This is a genomic window from Bacteroides sp. MSK.20.12 (assembly GCF_019052435.1).
Classification (GTDB): Bacteria; Bacteroidota; Bacteroidia; order Bacteroidales; family Bacteroidaceae; genus Bacteroides; species Bacteroides xylanisolvens.
In genome coordinates this window covers 17,759-35,292 of record NZ_JAHQVH010000013.1, presented here as the reverse complement: position 1 = coordinate 35,292, position 17,534 = coordinate 17,759, and the positions used below count along the sequence as shown (strand labels likewise).

General features: G+C 43.4%; 14 protein-coding genes. 6 read left to right on the top strand and 8 right to left on the bottom strand.

Annotated features, from left to right (window positions below):
- Nucleotides 1–318: 318 nt before the first annotated feature.
- From KTR06_RS08985 to rpoN, 5 genes are all read right to left on the bottom strand, one after another.
- Nucleotides 319–2,163, bottom strand: coding sequence for a 4-hydroxy-3-methylbut-2-en-1-yl diphosphate synthase (locus KTR06_RS08985; protein ID WP_008026191.1), 1,845 nt, complete (start codon nt 2,161–2,163; stop codon nt 319–321).
- A 147-nt stretch (nt 2,164–2,310) separates the two neighbouring features.
- Complete coding sequence (purE, locus tag KTR06_RS08980) at nt 2,311–2,820, bottom strand: 5-(carboxyamino)imidazole ribonucleotide mutase (protein ID WP_004296231.1); 510 nt, start codon at nt 2,818–2,820, stop codon at nt 2,311–2,313.
- A 52-nt stretch (nt 2,821–2,872) separates the two neighbouring features.
- Complete coding sequence (gene gcvH / locus KTR06_RS08975) at nt 2,873–3,253, bottom strand: glycine cleavage system protein GcvH (RefSeq protein WP_008026188.1); 381 nt, start codon at nt 3,251–3,253, stop codon at nt 2,873–2,875.
- Between the two features lie 29 nt (nt 3,254–3,282).
- The gene (locus KTR06_RS08970) at nt 3,283–3,954 is read right to left on the bottom strand and encodes a hypothetical protein (protein WP_004316578.1); all 672 of its coding nucleotides are present in this window, start codon (nt 3,952–3,954) and stop codon (nt 3,283–3,285) included.
- A gap of 46 nt (nt 3,955–4,000) precedes the next feature.
- Nucleotides 4,001–5,485, bottom strand: a complete 1,485-nt coding sequence (rpoN, locus tag KTR06_RS08965; RefSeq protein WP_049701192.1) for an RNA polymerase factor sigma-54 — start codon at nt 5,483–5,485, stop codon at nt 4,001–4,003.
- Between the two features lie 138 nt (nt 5,486–5,623).
- Between rpoN and KTR06_RS08960 the strand changes: the two genes are divergently transcribed.
- Nucleotides 5,624–6,997: an aminopeptidase P family protein gene (locus tag KTR06_RS08960; protein ID WP_217290235.1), complete on the top strand. Its 1,374-nt coding sequence runs from the start codon at nt 5,624–5,626 to the stop codon at nt 6,995–6,997.
- Nucleotides 6,998–7,014: 17 nt separating this feature from the next.
- On the top strand, nt 7,015–8,325 hold the full coding sequence (locus KTR06_RS08955; protein WP_217290234.1) for an acetylxylan esterase: 1,311 nt from the start codon (nt 7,015–7,017) through the stop codon (nt 8,323–8,325).
- Between the two features lie 4 nt (nt 8,326–8,329).
- Here the strand turns inward: KTR06_RS08955 and KTR06_RS08950 are convergent, their stop codons facing one another.
- Both KTR06_RS08950 and KTR06_RS08945 read right to left on the bottom strand, forming a co-directional pair.
- Nucleotides 8,330–8,731, bottom strand: coding sequence for a hypothetical protein (locus KTR06_RS08950; protein ID WP_008026182.1), 402 nt, complete (start codon nt 8,729–8,731; stop codon nt 8,330–8,332).
- Between the two features lie 220 nt (nt 8,732–8,951).
- The gene (locus KTR06_RS08945) at nt 8,952–10,625 is read right to left on the bottom strand and encodes a nucleoside kinase (RefSeq protein WP_008016291.1); all 1,674 of its coding nucleotides are present in this window, start codon (nt 10,623–10,625) and stop codon (nt 8,952–8,954) included.
- Nucleotides 10,626–10,707: 82 nt separating this feature from the next.
- Between KTR06_RS08945 and KTR06_RS08940 the strand changes: the two genes are divergently transcribed.
- Nucleotides 10,708–12,405 carry a Na/Pi cotransporter family protein gene (locus KTR06_RS08940; protein ID WP_008644967.1) on the top strand — a complete coding sequence of 566 codons (1,698 nt, stop codon included), beginning with the start codon at nt 10,708–10,710 and terminating at the stop codon, nt 12,403–12,405.
- Nucleotides 12,406–12,561: 156 nt separating this feature from the next.
- Here the strand turns inward: KTR06_RS08940 and rd are convergent, their stop codons facing one another.
- On the bottom strand, nt 12,562–12,726 hold the full coding sequence (gene rd / locus KTR06_RS08935) for a rubredoxin (RefSeq protein ID WP_004306971.1): 165 nt from the start codon (nt 12,724–12,726) through the stop codon (nt 12,562–12,564).
- 223 nt (nt 12,727–12,949) lie between these two features.
- Here rd and KTR06_RS08930 point away from each other — a divergent pair, with 223 nt between their 5' ends.
- The 3 genes from KTR06_RS08930 (at nt 12,950) to KTR06_RS08920 (ending at nt 17,534) form a co-directional block, all read left to right on the top strand.
- Nucleotides 12,950–14,125: a HAMP domain-containing sensor histidine kinase gene (locus tag KTR06_RS08930; protein ID WP_117684708.1), complete on the top strand. Its 1,176-nt coding sequence runs from the start codon at nt 12,950–12,952 to the stop codon at nt 14,123–14,125.
- Between the two features lie 90 nt (nt 14,126–14,215).
- Nucleotides 14,216–16,921, top strand: a complete 2,706-nt coding sequence (locus KTR06_RS08925; protein ID WP_008644963.1) for a calcium-translocating P-type ATPase, PMCA-type — start codon at nt 14,216–14,218, stop codon at nt 16,919–16,921.
- Nucleotides 16,911–17,534, top strand: a complete 624-nt coding sequence (locus KTR06_RS08920) for an HAD family phosphatase (protein WP_049701204.1) — start codon at nt 16,911–16,913, stop codon at nt 17,532–17,534. Before KTR06_RS08925 ends, KTR06_RS08920 begins: the two co-directional genes overlap by 11 nt.

Genomic DNA, 17,534 nt, shown 5'->3' with positions numbered 1-17,534 from the left:
ACGATCATAAAATTTTTAATTGGAAAGGGTAAAGAATTTATAAAAGAAAGAAAAAGTTTGCTGTTCCCTTCAGAATAAACATCTTTGTAACCGTGGTTACAGTAACCACAGTTACTAATATAATTCACTGACTATGAGGTTCTATAATAGAGAAGAAGAACTAAAAGAGCTAAAACGAATTCAGCAATTGGCATTTGAGGAAAGTTCAAGAATGGCACTCGTTACCGGTCGCCGTAGAATCCTCATCATGAAAGTTAGGCACGGATGACAGGTTTTCTATGAGATCAGTCCCCATCACCTGTATTCCGTGCCCAATTATCATTGTTGGTTTTCTTCCCGATCTGTCCGGATAAACTCCAGGAGTCGTTCTACCGCCTCTTCTTCAGGAATATTCTTTTCTACACACACCTTGCCTTTATAAAGACTGATTTTGCCCCGTCCTGCTCCTACATAACCGTAGTCAGCATCCGCCATCTCACCGGGACCATTCACGATACAGCCCATAATGCCAATCTTCAAGCCTTTCAAATGTGAAGTGGCTGCCTTGATACGGGCGATTGTTTTCTCCAAGTCGTAAAGCGTACGGCCGCAACCGGGACAGGATATGTATTCTGTCTTAGAGGTACGGGTACGTCCGGCCTGCAAGATTCCGAAAGCAGTAGCGTCGACAACGGCATGGCTCAAACTGCCCTGATTGAACAGGAAGATACCATCGCAAAGACCGTCAAAGATCAAGGCTCCCATATCGGCTGCGGATTTTATCTGCAAATTCTCCGCATCATCTTCCGCATAATGCTGGAAGAAGACAACCGGATTCTGCAAACCTTCCGTCATTAGCTGATGCACCAATGCACGGTGCTCACCCAAACGGTTCGGATGGTTGCTTTGAGAGATGATTACCACTTCCGGGTGGTACTTCAAACAGGCTATCACTTCATCTGTTTGGGCCATATAGGGTATAAACAGGAATTTAAGCGCTGCATCACATTCCCCCATCAATGGTAGTTGCGCATGATTGAAAGCAGGCCAGGTTCCGGCCTCTCCTTGCCATACGTCCGCATCAAGAATATATTCCACGCCTTCTTCCCGTTGTTCGGGCAAGGCTCTTCCGGCATAAATATAGTCCGGAGTGAATTGCGGATTTACTTCTGTCTTTCCGTCCATGCGGTCGGCAATGACTACGGGCACATGTTCGCCTCCGATATTACGGACCGCTTTTGTCTTCCGGCGTTCAGGAGACAGATAGTTAAATTCAGGCGCCTCCAATCCCGGAATATAAGGATGCTCCTGCCTCAATAGAACATAATCCACCAATTTACGGGCCACCGGAATTTCAGCTTCGGGTGCTTCACTCAAAGATACGCGGATGGTATCGCCCAACCCGTCGCTCAACAATGCTCCGATGCCGAGAGCCGACTTGATACGCCCGTCCTCTCCGTCTCCGGCTTCTGTCACTCCGAGGTGTAATGGGAAAGCCATCCCCTCTTTTTCCATGACGTCCACCAACAGACGAACGGTTTTCACCATTACCACGGTATTGGAGGCTTTGATAGAAATCACCACATCTGTGAAGTTCTCCGCTACACAGATACGAAGGAATTCCATACAGGATTCCACCATTCCTTCGGGAGTATCACCATAGCGTGACATGATGCGATCGGACAAAGAGCCATGATTCACACCGATCCGGATCGCAGTGTGATTCTCCTTACAGATATTCAGGAACGGGACAAACCGGTCATGGATTTTCTGTATTTCCTGCGCATACTCCTCGTCTGTATATTCCAGTTTCTTAAAAGTACGCGCAGCATCTACATAGTTTCCCGGATTGATGCGCACCTTTTCCGCATATTGAGCAGCTACATCCGCCACTTTCGGATTGAAATGCACATCGGCAACCAATGGAACCATATATCCCTGACTGCGTAGTCCGATATTGATATTCATCAGATTCTCCGCTTCCTTGATACCCTGCGTTGTGAGGCGGACATACTCGCCACCTGCATCAACAATACGTTTCGCCTGTTCCACACAAGCCTGTGTGTCCTGCGTAGACGTGTTTGTCATCGACTGGACACGAATAGAATTGGGGCCGCCCAACGGCACAGCCCCAATATTTACTTCTGTGGTTTCTCTTCGAAAATAATTGAATAGATCAACCATTTTGATTTATGATTTATGATTTACGATATATGATTTGATGACTGAAAACACTTTCTGCGCAATATGCAAAGACAACGTGCAAAGACAACATACGATTTACGAAGATATTTCAATCGCCAATCGTAAATTGTCAAATCGTAAATCACATTAGTTTGTTTTATATTCAAACTTAACTTCTTTCAGTTCTTCGTTTGCTTTTACGATTTTCTTTTTCAGTCCTTCTTTGTAAGCAGCAAAAGCTTCTGCCAATTTCTCGTCACTCAATGCCAACATCTGAATGGCAAGGATAGCGGCATTCATCGCTCCGTTTATAGCAACCGTTGCCACAGGAATGCCCGGAGGCATCTGGATGATAGAATAAAGCGCGTCTACACCATCGAGCACGGAGCCTTTTACGGGTACCCCGATCACCGGCAGTGTAGTGTTGGCTGCAATTACACCGGGAAGGGCGGCAGCCATTCCGGCAGCGGCGATAATAACTTTAATGCCACGGTTGCGGGCATTCTTTGCAAACTCTTCCACAGCTTCAGGCGTGCGGTGAGCAGAAAGCGCGTTCATTTCGAACGGTACATGCATATCATTCAGCAGTTGCGCAGCCTTCTCCATAACAGGAAGGTCGGACGTGCTACCCATGATAATACTTACAATTGGAGTCATTTTGATTTACTATTTTACGATTTACTATTTACAATTTAAAGTGAGGTAAGAATTATCCGTTTACCACAGCTTTGTATGCTTCGGCATCCAGCAGGTCCTCAACGGCTTTCAGGTCTGTCGGTTTCACTTTAATCAACCAACCTTCGCCATACGGATCTTTATTAACCAGTTCCGGATTTTCTTCCAATGCTTCATTTTGTTCCATCACTTCACCTGCTACAGGCAGGAAAAGATCGGAAATTGTTTTCACTACTTCGATGGTTCCGAATGTCTCACCAGCTTCCAACGTTTCACCAACAGTCGGTATGTCTACGAACACGATATCACCCAATTGTTCTTGAGCATAATCAGTGATACCTACGTATGCAATGTCTCCTTCAACGCGAATCCATTCGTGTTCGTTCGTGTACTTCAAATTCTGTGGAAAGTTCATAATAATTAGTTTTTAGGATTTATACTGTTTTAAAATAAAAATACTCGAAATAAGATGTTGCTCACCGGATGAAGTACCAAAAGGGCACATATCAAACCAACCGCAAAACCGGAAAGCACCTCACCCAACGTGTGATGTCCCAATACAATTCGTGCAGAACCTAATATACCGGCAATCAATATAAACAGGCATAACCATCCGACCGGATTGTAACCGAACAAAGCACTGAAAGAAACCAGTCCGCCGATCACTCCGCCTATTCCTGCCATGTGTTCACTCAATTTCCATTTCAAATTCACTGCAATGCAGATAATAGATACTACCAAAGAAACGAGGATGATACCTGTCATATACCAAGGTATATTCAGCCGGCGCATCATCAACAGGCAGAACACATACGAGATGATAGTCAGCAGAATCGGTACATAACGTTTCTTGCGCTCACTCAACTCCTGACGGGCAAAGCCATTGATTTTACGAAACAGGAAAATGGTAATGGTAGGTGTCAGTATGGTAAAGCAGTAAACAATTCCCAACACGATCAACTTATATTGTATCGGCATGATACGAAGATAAGAAAACAGGAATAACACCAGAAACGATAAAAACGGAATAGAAAATGGAGTAAAGACCATCGAAGTAGCTCTCGCCACCTGCAACATTGTCTTATCCGCTATGATATGTTCTCTCTCTCTGTCCATCAGCACTAATACTTAATACTTTATACTTAATACTTTATATTCGTTCTCATTTTCGAAGTCGCGCAACCGGAATATTCAACTGCTGACGGTATTTGGCTACCGTTCTACGAGCAATGGGATAACCTTTCTCTTTCAAGATGTCCGCCAATTCATCATCTGTCAGCGGTTTCTTCTTGTCCTCCCCATCAATACACTCTTTCAGAATCTTGCGTATCTCACGGACAGACATTTCTTCACCGTCCTCCGTGGTATACCCATCACTGAAAAAGAACTTGAGCGGATAAATGCCGTAATTTGTCTGCACATATTTACTGTTGCTCACGCGGGAGATCGTTGAAATGTCCAGTCCGGTACGTTCGGCCACATCTTTTAAAATCATCGGTTTCAACAGAGATTCGTCTCCTTCCAAGAAGAAAGGACGTTGTAAGTCAATGATAGCCTGCATGGTAGTCATCAGGGTATTCTGACGCTGCCGCACAGCATCGATAAATCCTTGTGCCGCATCCATTTTCTGCTTCAGGAACATCATCGCTTCTTTGGATTCTTTTGATTGATTAGCCCTGTTTTTGGTATGCTCTTCCACCATTTCCGTAAAGTCGCGACTCATACGGAGTTCGGGGACATTACGATTATTGAGGCTTATATTGATGGTTCCGTCATCATACGTTTCCACGATAAAGTCGGGAACTATCTGTTGGAGATTCCTGCCGATCGCTTCTCCCAAAGAAGCACCCGGACGGGGATTCAGCTTGGTTATCTCATTAAGAGCTTCCTGGAAAGTCTCTTCATCAATGTCCAGTTTCTTTATAATCTTCTCCCAGTGTTTACGGGTGAATTCTTCATAACACTCTCTGATGATACGTTCTTCCAGCTCCAGTATCGGGTTGGGCTTCTTCTCTTCATCCTTCTTCCGGCAAATCTGTATCAACAGACATTCTTGAAGGCTACGGGCACCGATACCAGCGGGATCAAAGTCCTGCAAGATACAGAGTGCTTCCTCCAATTCTTCTTCTGTCGATTCGATGCCGGCATAAATCGCCAGTTCATCACAGATGCTCTCCAATGACTTACGGAGCAGTCCGTCATCGTCCAATGAACCGATCAGATATTCCACCAGGTCACACTGATGTTCAGTCAGGTTGCGTTCACGCAGCTGTTCTTTCAGGATTTCATAAAAAGAAGTGGAATCGGAGAACGGAATATCCTCCGCCTGTTCATCTTTCGAACGGTTGTTTTCTTGTAATTTATAATCGGGAATATCGTCTTCAGTCAGATAATCACTCAAAGAATCATAATCGTTGGCATCACTATCCATGCCATCTTCCGTAGTGTCGGAATCAGCATACTCATCCGCAGTGTTTTCTTCTTTACCTTCTTCAAGTGCCGGATTTTCAAGCAGTTCAGCATGGATACGGTCTTCCAGCTCTACTGCGGGAAGCTCCAACAGTTTCACGACCAGAATCTGCTGGGGCGAGAGCGTTTGTACCTGCTGTTGCGCCTGAGATTGTATTTGACGGGAACCTTGTGCCATATTCGTTTTTGCTTTCTACTATTTCTCGCTACAAAAGTAACTTTTTAACGAGAGATTACACAGATTAGGGAGATAATTTTTAATCCTATAACACAAAATTCGTTATCTTTGTTGCACGAACTTAAAAATTAGGACAATATGTTTGCCAAAGAAACGTATATGCAGCGAAGAGCCCTGCTAAAAAAGAATTTAGGCTCCGGGGTATTGTTATTTCTCGGAAATGACGAGTGCGGACTGAACTACGAGGATAACACCTTCCGTTATCGTCAGGATTCTACTTTCCTTTATTATTTCGGACTTTCATGCGCCGGCCTTTCGGCTATTATCGATATTGATGAAGACAAAGAAATCATTTTTGGAGATGAACTGTCTATCGACGCAATCGTATGGATGGGATCACAACCTACATTACACGAAAAATGTGAACGTGTGGGCGTAAAAAATCTGATGCCGTCCGCAGAAATTACAAGCTATCTCCACAAGTGCGTCCAGAAAGGGAAAGCGGTTCATTATCTGCCGCCTTACCGTCCCGAGCATAAATTGAAACTGATGGATTGGTTGGGTATTCCCCCTACACGTCAGGAAGGTTCTGTTCCATTCATCCGTGCCGTTATCGCCCAACGTAATTACAAATCTGCCGAAGAAATTGTAGAAATAGAGAAGGCTTGCGATGTAACTGCCGATATGCACATCACCGCCATGAAAGTGCTCCGTCCGGGCATGTATGAATACGAAGTGGTAGCGGAAATGAACCGGGTGGCCGAATCTAACAACTGCCAGCTTTCGTTTGCTACCATTGCCACTATCAACGGACAGACTTTACACAACCACTATCATGGAAATAAAGTAAAACCGGGTGATTTATTCCTAATCGATGCAGGCGCAGAAGTAGAATCAGGTTATGCAGGCGATATGTCGTCTACTATTCCTGCCGACAAAAAGCTTACAGCCCGCCAGCGCGAAGTATACGAGATTCAGAATGCGATGCATCTGGAATCTGTAAAAGCCCTCCGTCCGGGTATTCCTTATATGGACGTATACGAACTGTCTGCCCGTGTCATGGTAGACGGTATGAAGGCACTCGGATTGATGAAAGGAAATACGGAAGATGCGGTCCGCGAAGGTGCTCATGCGTTATTTTATCCTCACGGATTAGGTCACATGATGGGATTAGATGTACACGATATGGAAAATCTAGGAGAGATATGGGTAGGATATAACGGCCAGCCGAAGAGCACACAGTTCGGTCGCAAATCGCAACGTCTCGCCATTCCGTTGGAACCGGGATTTGTACACACGGTAGAACCAGGTATTTATTTTATTCCGGAACTGATTGACATGTGGAAAGGAGAAAAGAAATTTACCGATTTCATCAATTATGATGTAGTGGAAACTTATAAGGACTTCGGTGGTATCCGCAATGAGGAAGATTATCTGATTACAGAAACCGGCGCCCGCCGATTAGGTAAAAAGATTCCTTTGACACCGGAAGAGGTGGAAGCGTTAAGATAAAAACAATGAATAACACCATGAAAAGACTACTTTTATCTGTATGGCTATTGTCACTTACCTTGCTGTCCGCCGTAGCTGAAAACTATCCTTATAAAAGCGATGTGCTTTGGGTCACCGTGCCCAACCACGCCGACTGGCTTTATAAAACGGGAGAAAAAGCAACTGTGGAAGTACAATTCTATAAATACGGTATCCCCAAGGATAACGTAACCGTCACTTATGAAATAGGTGGTGATATGATGCCTGTTGCCGACACAAAAGGAAGTGTAACTTTAAAGAATGGCAGAGCTGTGATTCCTGTGGGCACCATGAAAGAGCCGGGATTCCGCGACTGCCGCCTGAAAGCAACCGTAGATGGAAAGACCTATTCACATCATATCAAAGTAGGATTTTCACCGGAAAAACTTCGTCCGTATACAACCATGCCTTCCGATTTCAAGGAATTTTGGGAAAAGGCTAAAGCGGAACAAAAGGAATTTCCCCTAACGTATACCAAAGAACATGTCGAAAAATATTCCACTGATAAAATAGACTGTTATCTCGTAAAATTGCAACTGAACAAACGTGGGCAATGCGTCTACGGATATTTATTCTATCCGAAAAAAGAAGGAAAGTTTCCGGTTGTCCTGTGCCCTCCGGGAGCAGGTATCAAAACCATCAAAGAACCTCTACGCCATAAATATTATGCGGAGCAAGGATGCATCCGTTTTGAATTCGAGATACACGGCCTGAATCCGGAAATGACTGATGAAGAATTTAAAGAAATCAGCAACGCTTTCAATGGCAGAGAAAACGGCTATCTGACCAACGGGCTCGACAGTCGTGATAATTATTATATGAAACGGGTATATCTGGCCTGTGTACGCGGTATCGACTTTCTAACTTCCCTGCCGGAATGGGATGGCAAAAATGTAATCGCACAAGGAGGTAGTCAGGGAGGCGCCCTGGCATTAATCGCTGCCGGACTGGATGAACGGGTGACAGCTTGTGTCGCCAATCATCCTGCATTAAGCGATATGGCAGGCTATAAAGCCGGACGTGCTGGTGGCTATCCTCATTTCTTTAGAAATTCGGTAGATATGGATACCCCCGAAAAAATAAAGACAATGGCCTATTATGATGTAGTGAACTTTGCTAAATTGATAAAAGCAGACACCTATATAACATGGGGATTCAATGACGATATATGTCCTCCGACTACCAGCTATATAGTATACAATGTACTAAACTGTCCGAAAGAAGCCCTGATTACTCCTATTAATGAGCATTGGACCTCCAACGATACAGAATATGGACATCTGCTTTGGATAAAGAAGCATTTGAAATAAAGAATCAATCATTCCATCTGGATACGGGCAACTCTTTTTTCCCGTAACCTTTCTTCCAGGCATACGCTTTTCTCTTTCGGAGATAAAGCGTATCGCCGCTATGCTTTATCGCCTCCCAATTAAATATTGAATGGTGGTAGATGATCTTTTCAAACCAATAAAGGAGGTCATAAGTTATAAATGGTAGTATCATACACCACCATGAAAACAGTAATGACAAAATCAACGCTGGTATCAGAGTCAGAGAAAAGCATTCCCAATATTGCTTTGCATGTATCCGTAACTCCATATCTTCCCAAACTTCCAGATATTTATACCGGGTAAAGAAAAACCAGCCTAACATAAAATAGTGTTTCTTTCCTTTTCCCAAGAACCACTTTGCTAAAAGACTATTATAAAAAATCATATTCACATTTTTTTTGTTGCATGTAGTCCTTTTATAACAGCAAAAGTAACCAAAGGTTCAATATTATAGTTTAGTATAACAGTCATTATACAGTATTCTCCCCTAAAGAATCCTATTCAAATATTGTCTATCTTGCGTTCTCTTACTTTACTACAACAAAAGGTAATTCATATTTTTTGCAAAGGAAGTACAAATAACGAATATATCCTAATTTTTCTACTTAATATTTAAAGCTACTACCTCCCAAAAATTCGCGCAGTAAGGACGTAGGCGGAATCTCCTTATCCTGTACTGGAACAAAATATTTGATAAACTTAAGTAATCGGTATGCTTCGCAATATTCAGGACAGTTGCGCGGGACACCCATCAGAATAGGTTCGGCATGCAAACGGAGTACTGCAAACTCAAAAAGCAACGCTGAATTAAACATTACGTCAGCATTCTCCTGATAGGGAAAAATCCATTTATCTTCACCAGCACGTACACTCGGCCAGCGTGATATCGTTTCACGTGCCGAATATCCCCGATAATTGAAGTCACGGATAATACGACGCAACAGACGGTTATCAGTTGTTGGAATCCAGTTATGGTCATCCAAAGAGATGGTGGTTAATGCTGAAACATAAATCTTGAATTTCCGTTCAGCCGGTATATGTGGTGTCAGTTCCGGGTTCAGGGCATGAATACCTTCCAGAATCAGAATTGTATTATCTTCTATTTTCAGTTTATCGCCTTTATACTCCTTCTTGCCAAGAGAGAAATTAAAACGAGGCAGTTCGACCTCTTCACCGCGCAAGAGTGCCTGCAACTGTTGGTTGAACAATTCCAAATCAAGTGCATACAGTGATTCATAATCATAATTTCCGTTTTCATCCAGAGGAGTCTCTTCACGATCCACAAAGTAATTATCTAAAGAGATCGGGAATGGTTTCAGTCCATTGGTCATTAGCTGGATAGAAAGCCGTTTACTGAAAGTTGTCTTTCCCGAAGAAGACGGTCCGGCAATCAATACCAGTTTTACCCGGTTACCGTTTTCACCACGATGGAATATGGTATCGGCTATCTGGGCTATTTTCTTCTCCTGCAGTGCTTCTGCAACATTTATCAGATCGGTTGCATGCCCCTCTTCACAGGCCAGGTTAAAATCTCCGGCATTGTTAAGCCCCATGATATAACTCCAGTTCAGATATTCTTTAAAGACATCCAGCATTTTTTCCTGCTTCACCACATCTTCAAGCACATTCGGGTTTTCCCGGCTCGGAATCCGGAGAAGCAATCCATCGTAATATTTCACGATATCGAATAATTTAAGATATCCGGTACTGGGCAGCAGGTTTCCATAATAATAATCAATGGTATCACCCAATGTATAATAATAGGTATAGAGCGAGCCGGAAGTTTCCAGCAATCTCACTTTATCATTCATTCCCCGTTCGCTGAAAACACGCACAGCTTCAGCCGTATGACATTCGATGCGATGATAGGAAATATTCTCCGCGATAATCTCCTGCATCCGTTGCTTGATGCGTGTCACATCTTCCAGTTCGATGGGACGGCCAATCCGCAAATTGCAGAAATAGCCTTTTGAAACAGGATGTTCTACAAACAATTTTCCGTCGGGAAACAGTTCCGTGACAGCCTTAAACAAGACAAAACAAAGCGAACGGACATACGTACGCATACCGGACTGATCTCTCACATCCAGAAACTCTACATCTTTATTATTATAAACTCTGAAATTCAGTCCCTCGGAACGATTATTGACCTTGGCACTTACTACTTGATAAGGAAAATTAAGATTAAAACCGTAATAAATATCCAAAAGTGAGCTTCCGATAGGGAATTCTTTGGAAATATTGTTATTTTTGCAACATATTTGTAACATCTGTTTCATCGAGTTCGTTAAAAGGTGAATAATTTGGGACTAATATACTTATAATCAGATAGAGAACAAATAACCATTAAAAATATTATAGATGGAATATTCTTTTTATGATTTTTTAAAGCTCATAGGCTCATTAGGACTCTTCCTTTACGGAATGAAGATTATGAGCGAGGGTTTACAAAAGGTCGCGGGTGACAGATTGCGAAGTATTCTAACGGCAATGACTACCAATCGGGTAACGGGAGTTTTAACAGGAGTGTTGATAACAGCTCTTATCCAGTCTTCTTCAGCAACGACAGTGATGGTCGTAAGTTTCGTAAACGCCGGATTGCTCACACTTGCCGAATCCATCAGCGTCATTATGGGTGCTAATATCGGTACTACCGTGACTGCCTGGATCATTTCAATTTTCGGATTTAAGGTTGATATGGCTGCTTTCGCTCTTCCGCTCTTAGCCATCGCCCTCCCGCTCATCTTCTCCGGCAAAAGCAACCGCAAGTCCATCGGTGAATTCATTTTCGGTTTTTCTTTCCTTTTCATGGGGCTTTCTTACCTGAAAGCAAACGCGCCCGACCTGAACGCCAACCCGGAAATGCTTGCCTTCGTACAGAACTACACGGACATGGGATTCTTCTCCATCATTCTGTTCTTACTCATCGGTACTATATTGACGATGATTGTACAGGCCTCCGCCGCCACCATGGCAATTACATTGATTATGTGCGCCAACGGATGGATCAGTCTGGAACTGGGAGCAGCACTTGTTTTGGGAGAAAACATCGGAACCACTATCACGGCCAATCTTGCCGCACTTACAGCCAATACACAGGCTAAGCGGGCAGCATTGGCCCATTTTGTTTTTAACGTGTTCGGCGTTATCTGGGTCTTGATTGTCTTCCATCCTTTCATGGAACTGGTAAACTGGGTAGTAGATACCTTTTTCCAAAGTAACAATCCGGAAGTTGCCATCTCCTACAAGTTATCTGCTTTCCACTCAATCTTCAATATCTGTAATGTATGTATTCTGATATGGGCGGTTAAACTGATTGAACGTACCGTATGTGCTCTTATCCACCCCAAAGAAGAAGACGAAGAGCCCCGTTTGCGGTTTATCACCGGTGGTATGCTTTCTACCGCTGAACTTTCTATCCTTCAGGCACGCAAAGAAATCCATCTTTTTGCAGAACGTACACACCGGATGTTCGGCATGGTGCAGGATTTGCTACACACAGAAAAGGATGACGATTTCAACAAGCTGTTCAGCCGGATCGAGAAGTATGAGAATATCAGCGACAACATGGAACTTGAAATAGCCAACTACCTGAATCAAGTATCTGAAGGTCGGTTAAGTTCTGAAAGTAAACTACAGATACGTGCCATGTTGCGTGAAGTGACGGAAATTGAAAGTATCGGTGACAGCTGTTATAACCTGGCACGTACCATCAACCGGAAACGCCAAACCAACCAGGACTTTACCGAGAAACAATATGAACATATCCACCTCATGATGAAGCTGACCAACGACGCACTTGCTCAAATGATTGTGGTTGTAGAAAAACCGGAACATCAGAACATTGACATCAATAAGTCCTTCAACATCGAGAATGAAATTAATAACTACCGTAACCAACTGAAGAATCAGAACATTCTGGACGTAAACAACAAAGAATACGATTATCAGATGGGAGTTTATTACATGGATATTATCGCCGAATGTGAAAAACTAGGTGACTATGTGGTGAATGTAGTAGAAGCCAGTAGTGATGTAAAAGAGAAAAAAGCTTCTTGATAGAGCTTAATTGAATGATAAAAAAGGAGAATCAGTCTATCATAGCATTACTGATTCTCCTTTTTAATTTAAATCATCCTCCAGAAAAACAAAAAAGACCGGGCATATATCTATACACCCGGCCATTCTCCTCTTAAATAATTCTCTCTCTTGGTTTTATCCTTCGTACGGTTCAAAATCTTCTTTGCCGACTCCGCATAACGGACAAGTCCAATCATCTGGAATGTCTTCAAAGGCTGTTCCTGGTTCAATTCCGCTTTCCGGATCTCCTTGTTCGGGGTCGTAAATATATTCACAGACCGTGCAAATGTACTTTTTCATAACGTTCGTATTTTTAAATGGTTTTCTGAATAATATAACACAAATAGCTGGATATTTGTTCAACACTATTTTCCAAACTAAAGAAAAAAGCTATCTTTGTAGTCATATTATCAAGCTAAAACAACAATATTATACTATGCTTATAGCACTATTGTCAACTTTAATAGTTTTATGCGCAGTCCTACTAATCAGTTTTTTATGGGAACGCAGGAAATGCCTACGGATGCAACAACGATTGTTCCGTGAATCCAGAAAGTTGGAACGTACCAGCCATATCGCCGGTGCCGTTTTAAAGAATGTACATGCTTTTATTCTGCTAATAGATAACGATTTTAAAGTACTGAAGACCAACTATTACCAAAAAACCGGAACCAGAAAAGGAACAGAAGAAAAAAGAGTGGGCGACCTGCTGCAATGCCGTAACGCATTGGCTGCCGAAGGAGGCTGCGGCACACATAGCTTCTGCGGTTCCTGTCCGATACGTACTGCCATACGTCAGGCCTTCGAACAGAGACGGAACTTCACGGATCTCGAAGCAACTTTATCCGTAGTCACATCGGATAATACGACTGTGGAATGTGACGCAGTAATATCCGGCTCCTACTTCCTTCTCAATGAAGAAGAGAATATGGTTATCACCGTACATGACGTCACCCGACGGAAACAGGCCGAAAATGAATTGAGACTAGCCAAAGAAAAAGCTGAAAAAGCGGATATTTCAAAATCTGCCTTTTTAGCTAATATGAGCCATGAGATCCGTACTCCTCTCAACGCTATTACCGGATTTGCAGAAGTGTTAGGCAGCGCAAGTACCGAAGAGGAGAAGGCTCAATACCAGGAAATCATAAAAATGAATGCTGATCTTCTGATGCAGTTGGTCAACGACATTCTGGATATGTCTAAAATCGAAGCCGGAACCTTGGAATTTGTACAGACAACGGTGGACGTCAATCTATTGCTTTCAGATTTACAACAACTTTTCCAGATGAGAGTCAATGAAGCCGGAGAAAATATACAAATTATAGCAGAACCGTCTCGTTCATCATGCATGATCCAAACGGATCGCAACCGGGTGGCACAGGTGCTTTCCAACTTTGCCGGTAATGCCATTAAATTCACCCATGAAGGTAGTATCCGCATCGGATATGAGGCAAGAGATACTGAACTTTACTTTTATGTAAAAGATACCGGAGCCGGAATTCCGGCAGAAAAACTACCGGATGTCTTCGAGCGCTTTGTGAAACTGAACAAAGATAAGAAAGGAGCCGGCCTGGGACTTTCTATTTCTCAAACCATTGTCGCCAAACTAGGCGGTCAGATCGGTGCAGATTCCGTAGAAGGTGAAGGTTCTACATTCTGGTTTACAATTCCTTATCGCACATGTGGTAAACCACGATAACAAATTCGACTTCATAAAAAGTTTTAATTAAACAATTTATCACAATTTTATGTTGTATTTTTGCGGTTCAAACTAAACGCATGTATCTGCATGAGTACAAATAAAAATGACTATTATCATTTAGGACTTACGGATGACGAAGTCCTACAAAGCAGGGAGAAAAATGGTATTAACCTGTTAACACCTCCCAAGCGTCCTTCCCTCTGGAAACTTTATCTGGAAAAATTTGAAGACCCGGTTGTACGCGTACTGTTAGTAGCAGCCGTATTCTCGCTAATCATTTCCATCATCGAGAACGAATACGCTGAAACAATCGGAATTATAGCAGCTATCTTACTGGCCACCGGAATCGGTTTCTTTTTCGAGTATGATGCCAGCAAAAAGTTTGATCTGCTGAATGCAGTCAATGAAGAAACATTGGTAAAAGTGATCCGAAACGGACGTGTACAGGAAATTCCCCGCAAAGACATAGTGGTAGGTGATATTGTAATTCTGGAAACGGGTGAAGAAATTCCTGCCGATGGAGAATTACTGGAAGCCATCTCTTTGCAAGTAAACGAATCTAATCTGACAGGCGAACCCGTTATTAATAAAACAACTGTAGAAGCTGACTTTGATGAAGAAGCAACTTATGCTTCCAATCTGGTGATGCGTGGAACGACAGTGGTAGACGGTCACGGCACCATGCGCGTGCTGCATGTGGGAGATGCTACTGAAATCGGGAAAGTAGCCCGACAGAGCACGGAAGACAATCTCGAACCTACTCCGCTGAACATACAATTGACCAAACTCGCAAACCTCATCGGAAAGATTGGTTTTACCGTTGCCGGTCTCGCTTTCCTTATTTTCTTTGTCAAAGACGTATTGTTATTCTTTGATTTCGGTTCACTGAACGGATGGCACGAGTGGCTTCCTGTTTTCGAACGGACACTGAAATATTTTATGATGGCAGTTACGCTGATTGTGGTAGCTGTGCCCGAAGGATTGCCAATGAGCGTTACGCTTAGTCTGGCATTGAATATGCGTCGTATGCTTTCCACCAACAATCTGGTGCGGAAAATGCATGCTTGCGAAACAATGGGAGCCATCACCGTGATTTGTACGGATAAAACCGGTACACTGACTCAAAACCTGATGCAAGTGCACGAGCCTAATTTTTACGGCATCAAAAATGGCAGTGTTTTGTCCGACGATGATATCAGCACACTCATTGCGGAAGGAATCAGCGCTAACTCAACCGCTTTCCTCGAAGAGTCAACGACCGGTGAGAAGCCGAAAGGAGTAGGAAATCCCACCGAAGTAGCTTTATTACTCTGGCTTAACAAGCAGGGAAAAAATTATCTGGAACTTCGCGAGAAAGCACATATCCTCGACCAACTCACTTTCTCTACCGAACGGAAATTCATGGCAACCCTTGTTGAGTCGCCACTGATCGGGAAAAAAATACTCTATATAAAAGGAGCCCCGGAAATTGTTTTGGGCAAGTGTAAAGAAGTTGTCTTGGACGGACGACGAGTGGACGCCGTAGAATATCGTTCCACAGTAGAAGCACAACTGTTGGGCTATCAGAATATGGCTATGCGCACACTTGGATTTGCATTCAAGATTGTCGGAGAAAATGAGCCAAACGATTGTACGGAACTGGTTTCAGCCAACGACCTGAATTTCTTGGGAGTAGTTGCCATCTCCGACCCGATTCGTCCGGACGTACCTGCTGCGGTTGCTAAATGCCAGTCCGCAGGTATCGGCATCAAGATCGTGACCGGTGATACTCCGGGAACTGCAACGGAAATCGCACGTCAGATAGGTCTTTGGAACCCCGAAACAGATACTGAACGAAATCGAATCACCGGTGTTGCATTTGCTGAATTGAGCGATGAAGAAGCATTGGATAGAGTGATGGATTTAAAAATCATGTCCCGCGCCCGCCCGACTGACAAGCAACGTCTGGTACAGCTGCTTCAGCAAAAAGGAGCAGTCGTAGCCGTAACCGGAGACGGAACCAACGACGCCCCGGCTTTGAATCATGCCCAAGTAGGTTTGTCAATGGGTACAGGTACTTCTGTTGCCAAAGAGGCCAGCGATATTACCCTGCTCGACGACTCCTTCAACAGTATCGGAACTGCCGTTATGTGGGGACGCTCCCTGTATAAGAATATCCAGCGTTTCATTGTTTTCCAGCTGACGATCAACTTCGTAGCACTGCTCATTGTCTTGTTAGGTTCTGTGATCGGTACGGAACTTCCGCTGACTGTAACACAAATGTTATGGGTGAACCTGATTATGGACACTTTTGCCGCTTTGGCACTTGCTTCCATTCCGCCCAGCGAAACCGTGATGCTTGAGAAACCCCGTCGAAGCACTGATTTTATTATCAGTAAGGCAATGCGGTCTAATATATTAGGTGTGGGCTCCATCTTCCTCATCGTACTGCTCGGAATGATTTATTATTTCGACCACAGCACGGAAGGTATGGATATACACAACCTGACCATTTTCTTCACCTTCTTTGTCATGCTGCAATTCTGGAATCTGTTCAATGCCCGTGTATTCGGCACTACCGATTCGGCATTCAAGGGACTTTCCAAATCGTATGGTATGGAACTTATTGTATTGGCTATTCTTGCCGGACAATTCCTGATCGTACAGTTCGGTGGAGCTGTATTCCGTACGGAGCCGCTCAACTGGCAAACCTGGCTTCTTATTATAGGCGTTTCGTCCACGGTGTTATGGGTTGGAGAACTTATTCGCCTTGTTCAACGTATTATTCACAAAAAAAACAGAAATGAAAAGTAAAGGAATAAAAAACCTTCTTATTGATTTGGGTGGTGTACTTATCAATCTCGACCGCCAACGTTGCATTGAGAACTTTCAGAAATTAGGGCTCCGGAACGTGGAGGACCTACTGGATATCCATAATCCGAACGGACTCCTGATGCAACAGGAAAAAGGATTGATTACCCCCGCCGAATTCCGTGACGGGGTTCGTAAAATGATAGGCAAAGCAGTGAGCGACACACAAATAGATGCAGCCTGGAATAGTTTTTTAGTAGACATACCGACACACAAACTTGATTTATTATTAAAATTACGTGAGAAATATGTCGTCTATTTATTGAGCAATACCAACCAAATCCACTGGGACTGGACATGTATTCATCTGTTTCCCTACCGCACATTTAGGGTGGAAGACTATTTTGAGAAAACATATCTCTCTTTTGAAATGAAAATGGCCAAGCCCGAACCGGAGATCTTCAAGGCAATCATAGAGGATGCCGGTATCGAGCCGAAAGAAACACTCTTCATCGATGATTCCGAGATGAACTGTAAGGCAGCGCAAAATTTAGGAATTATCACTTATACAGCAAAAGCAGGCGAAGACTGGAGCCATCTTTTCAACAGCAAATAA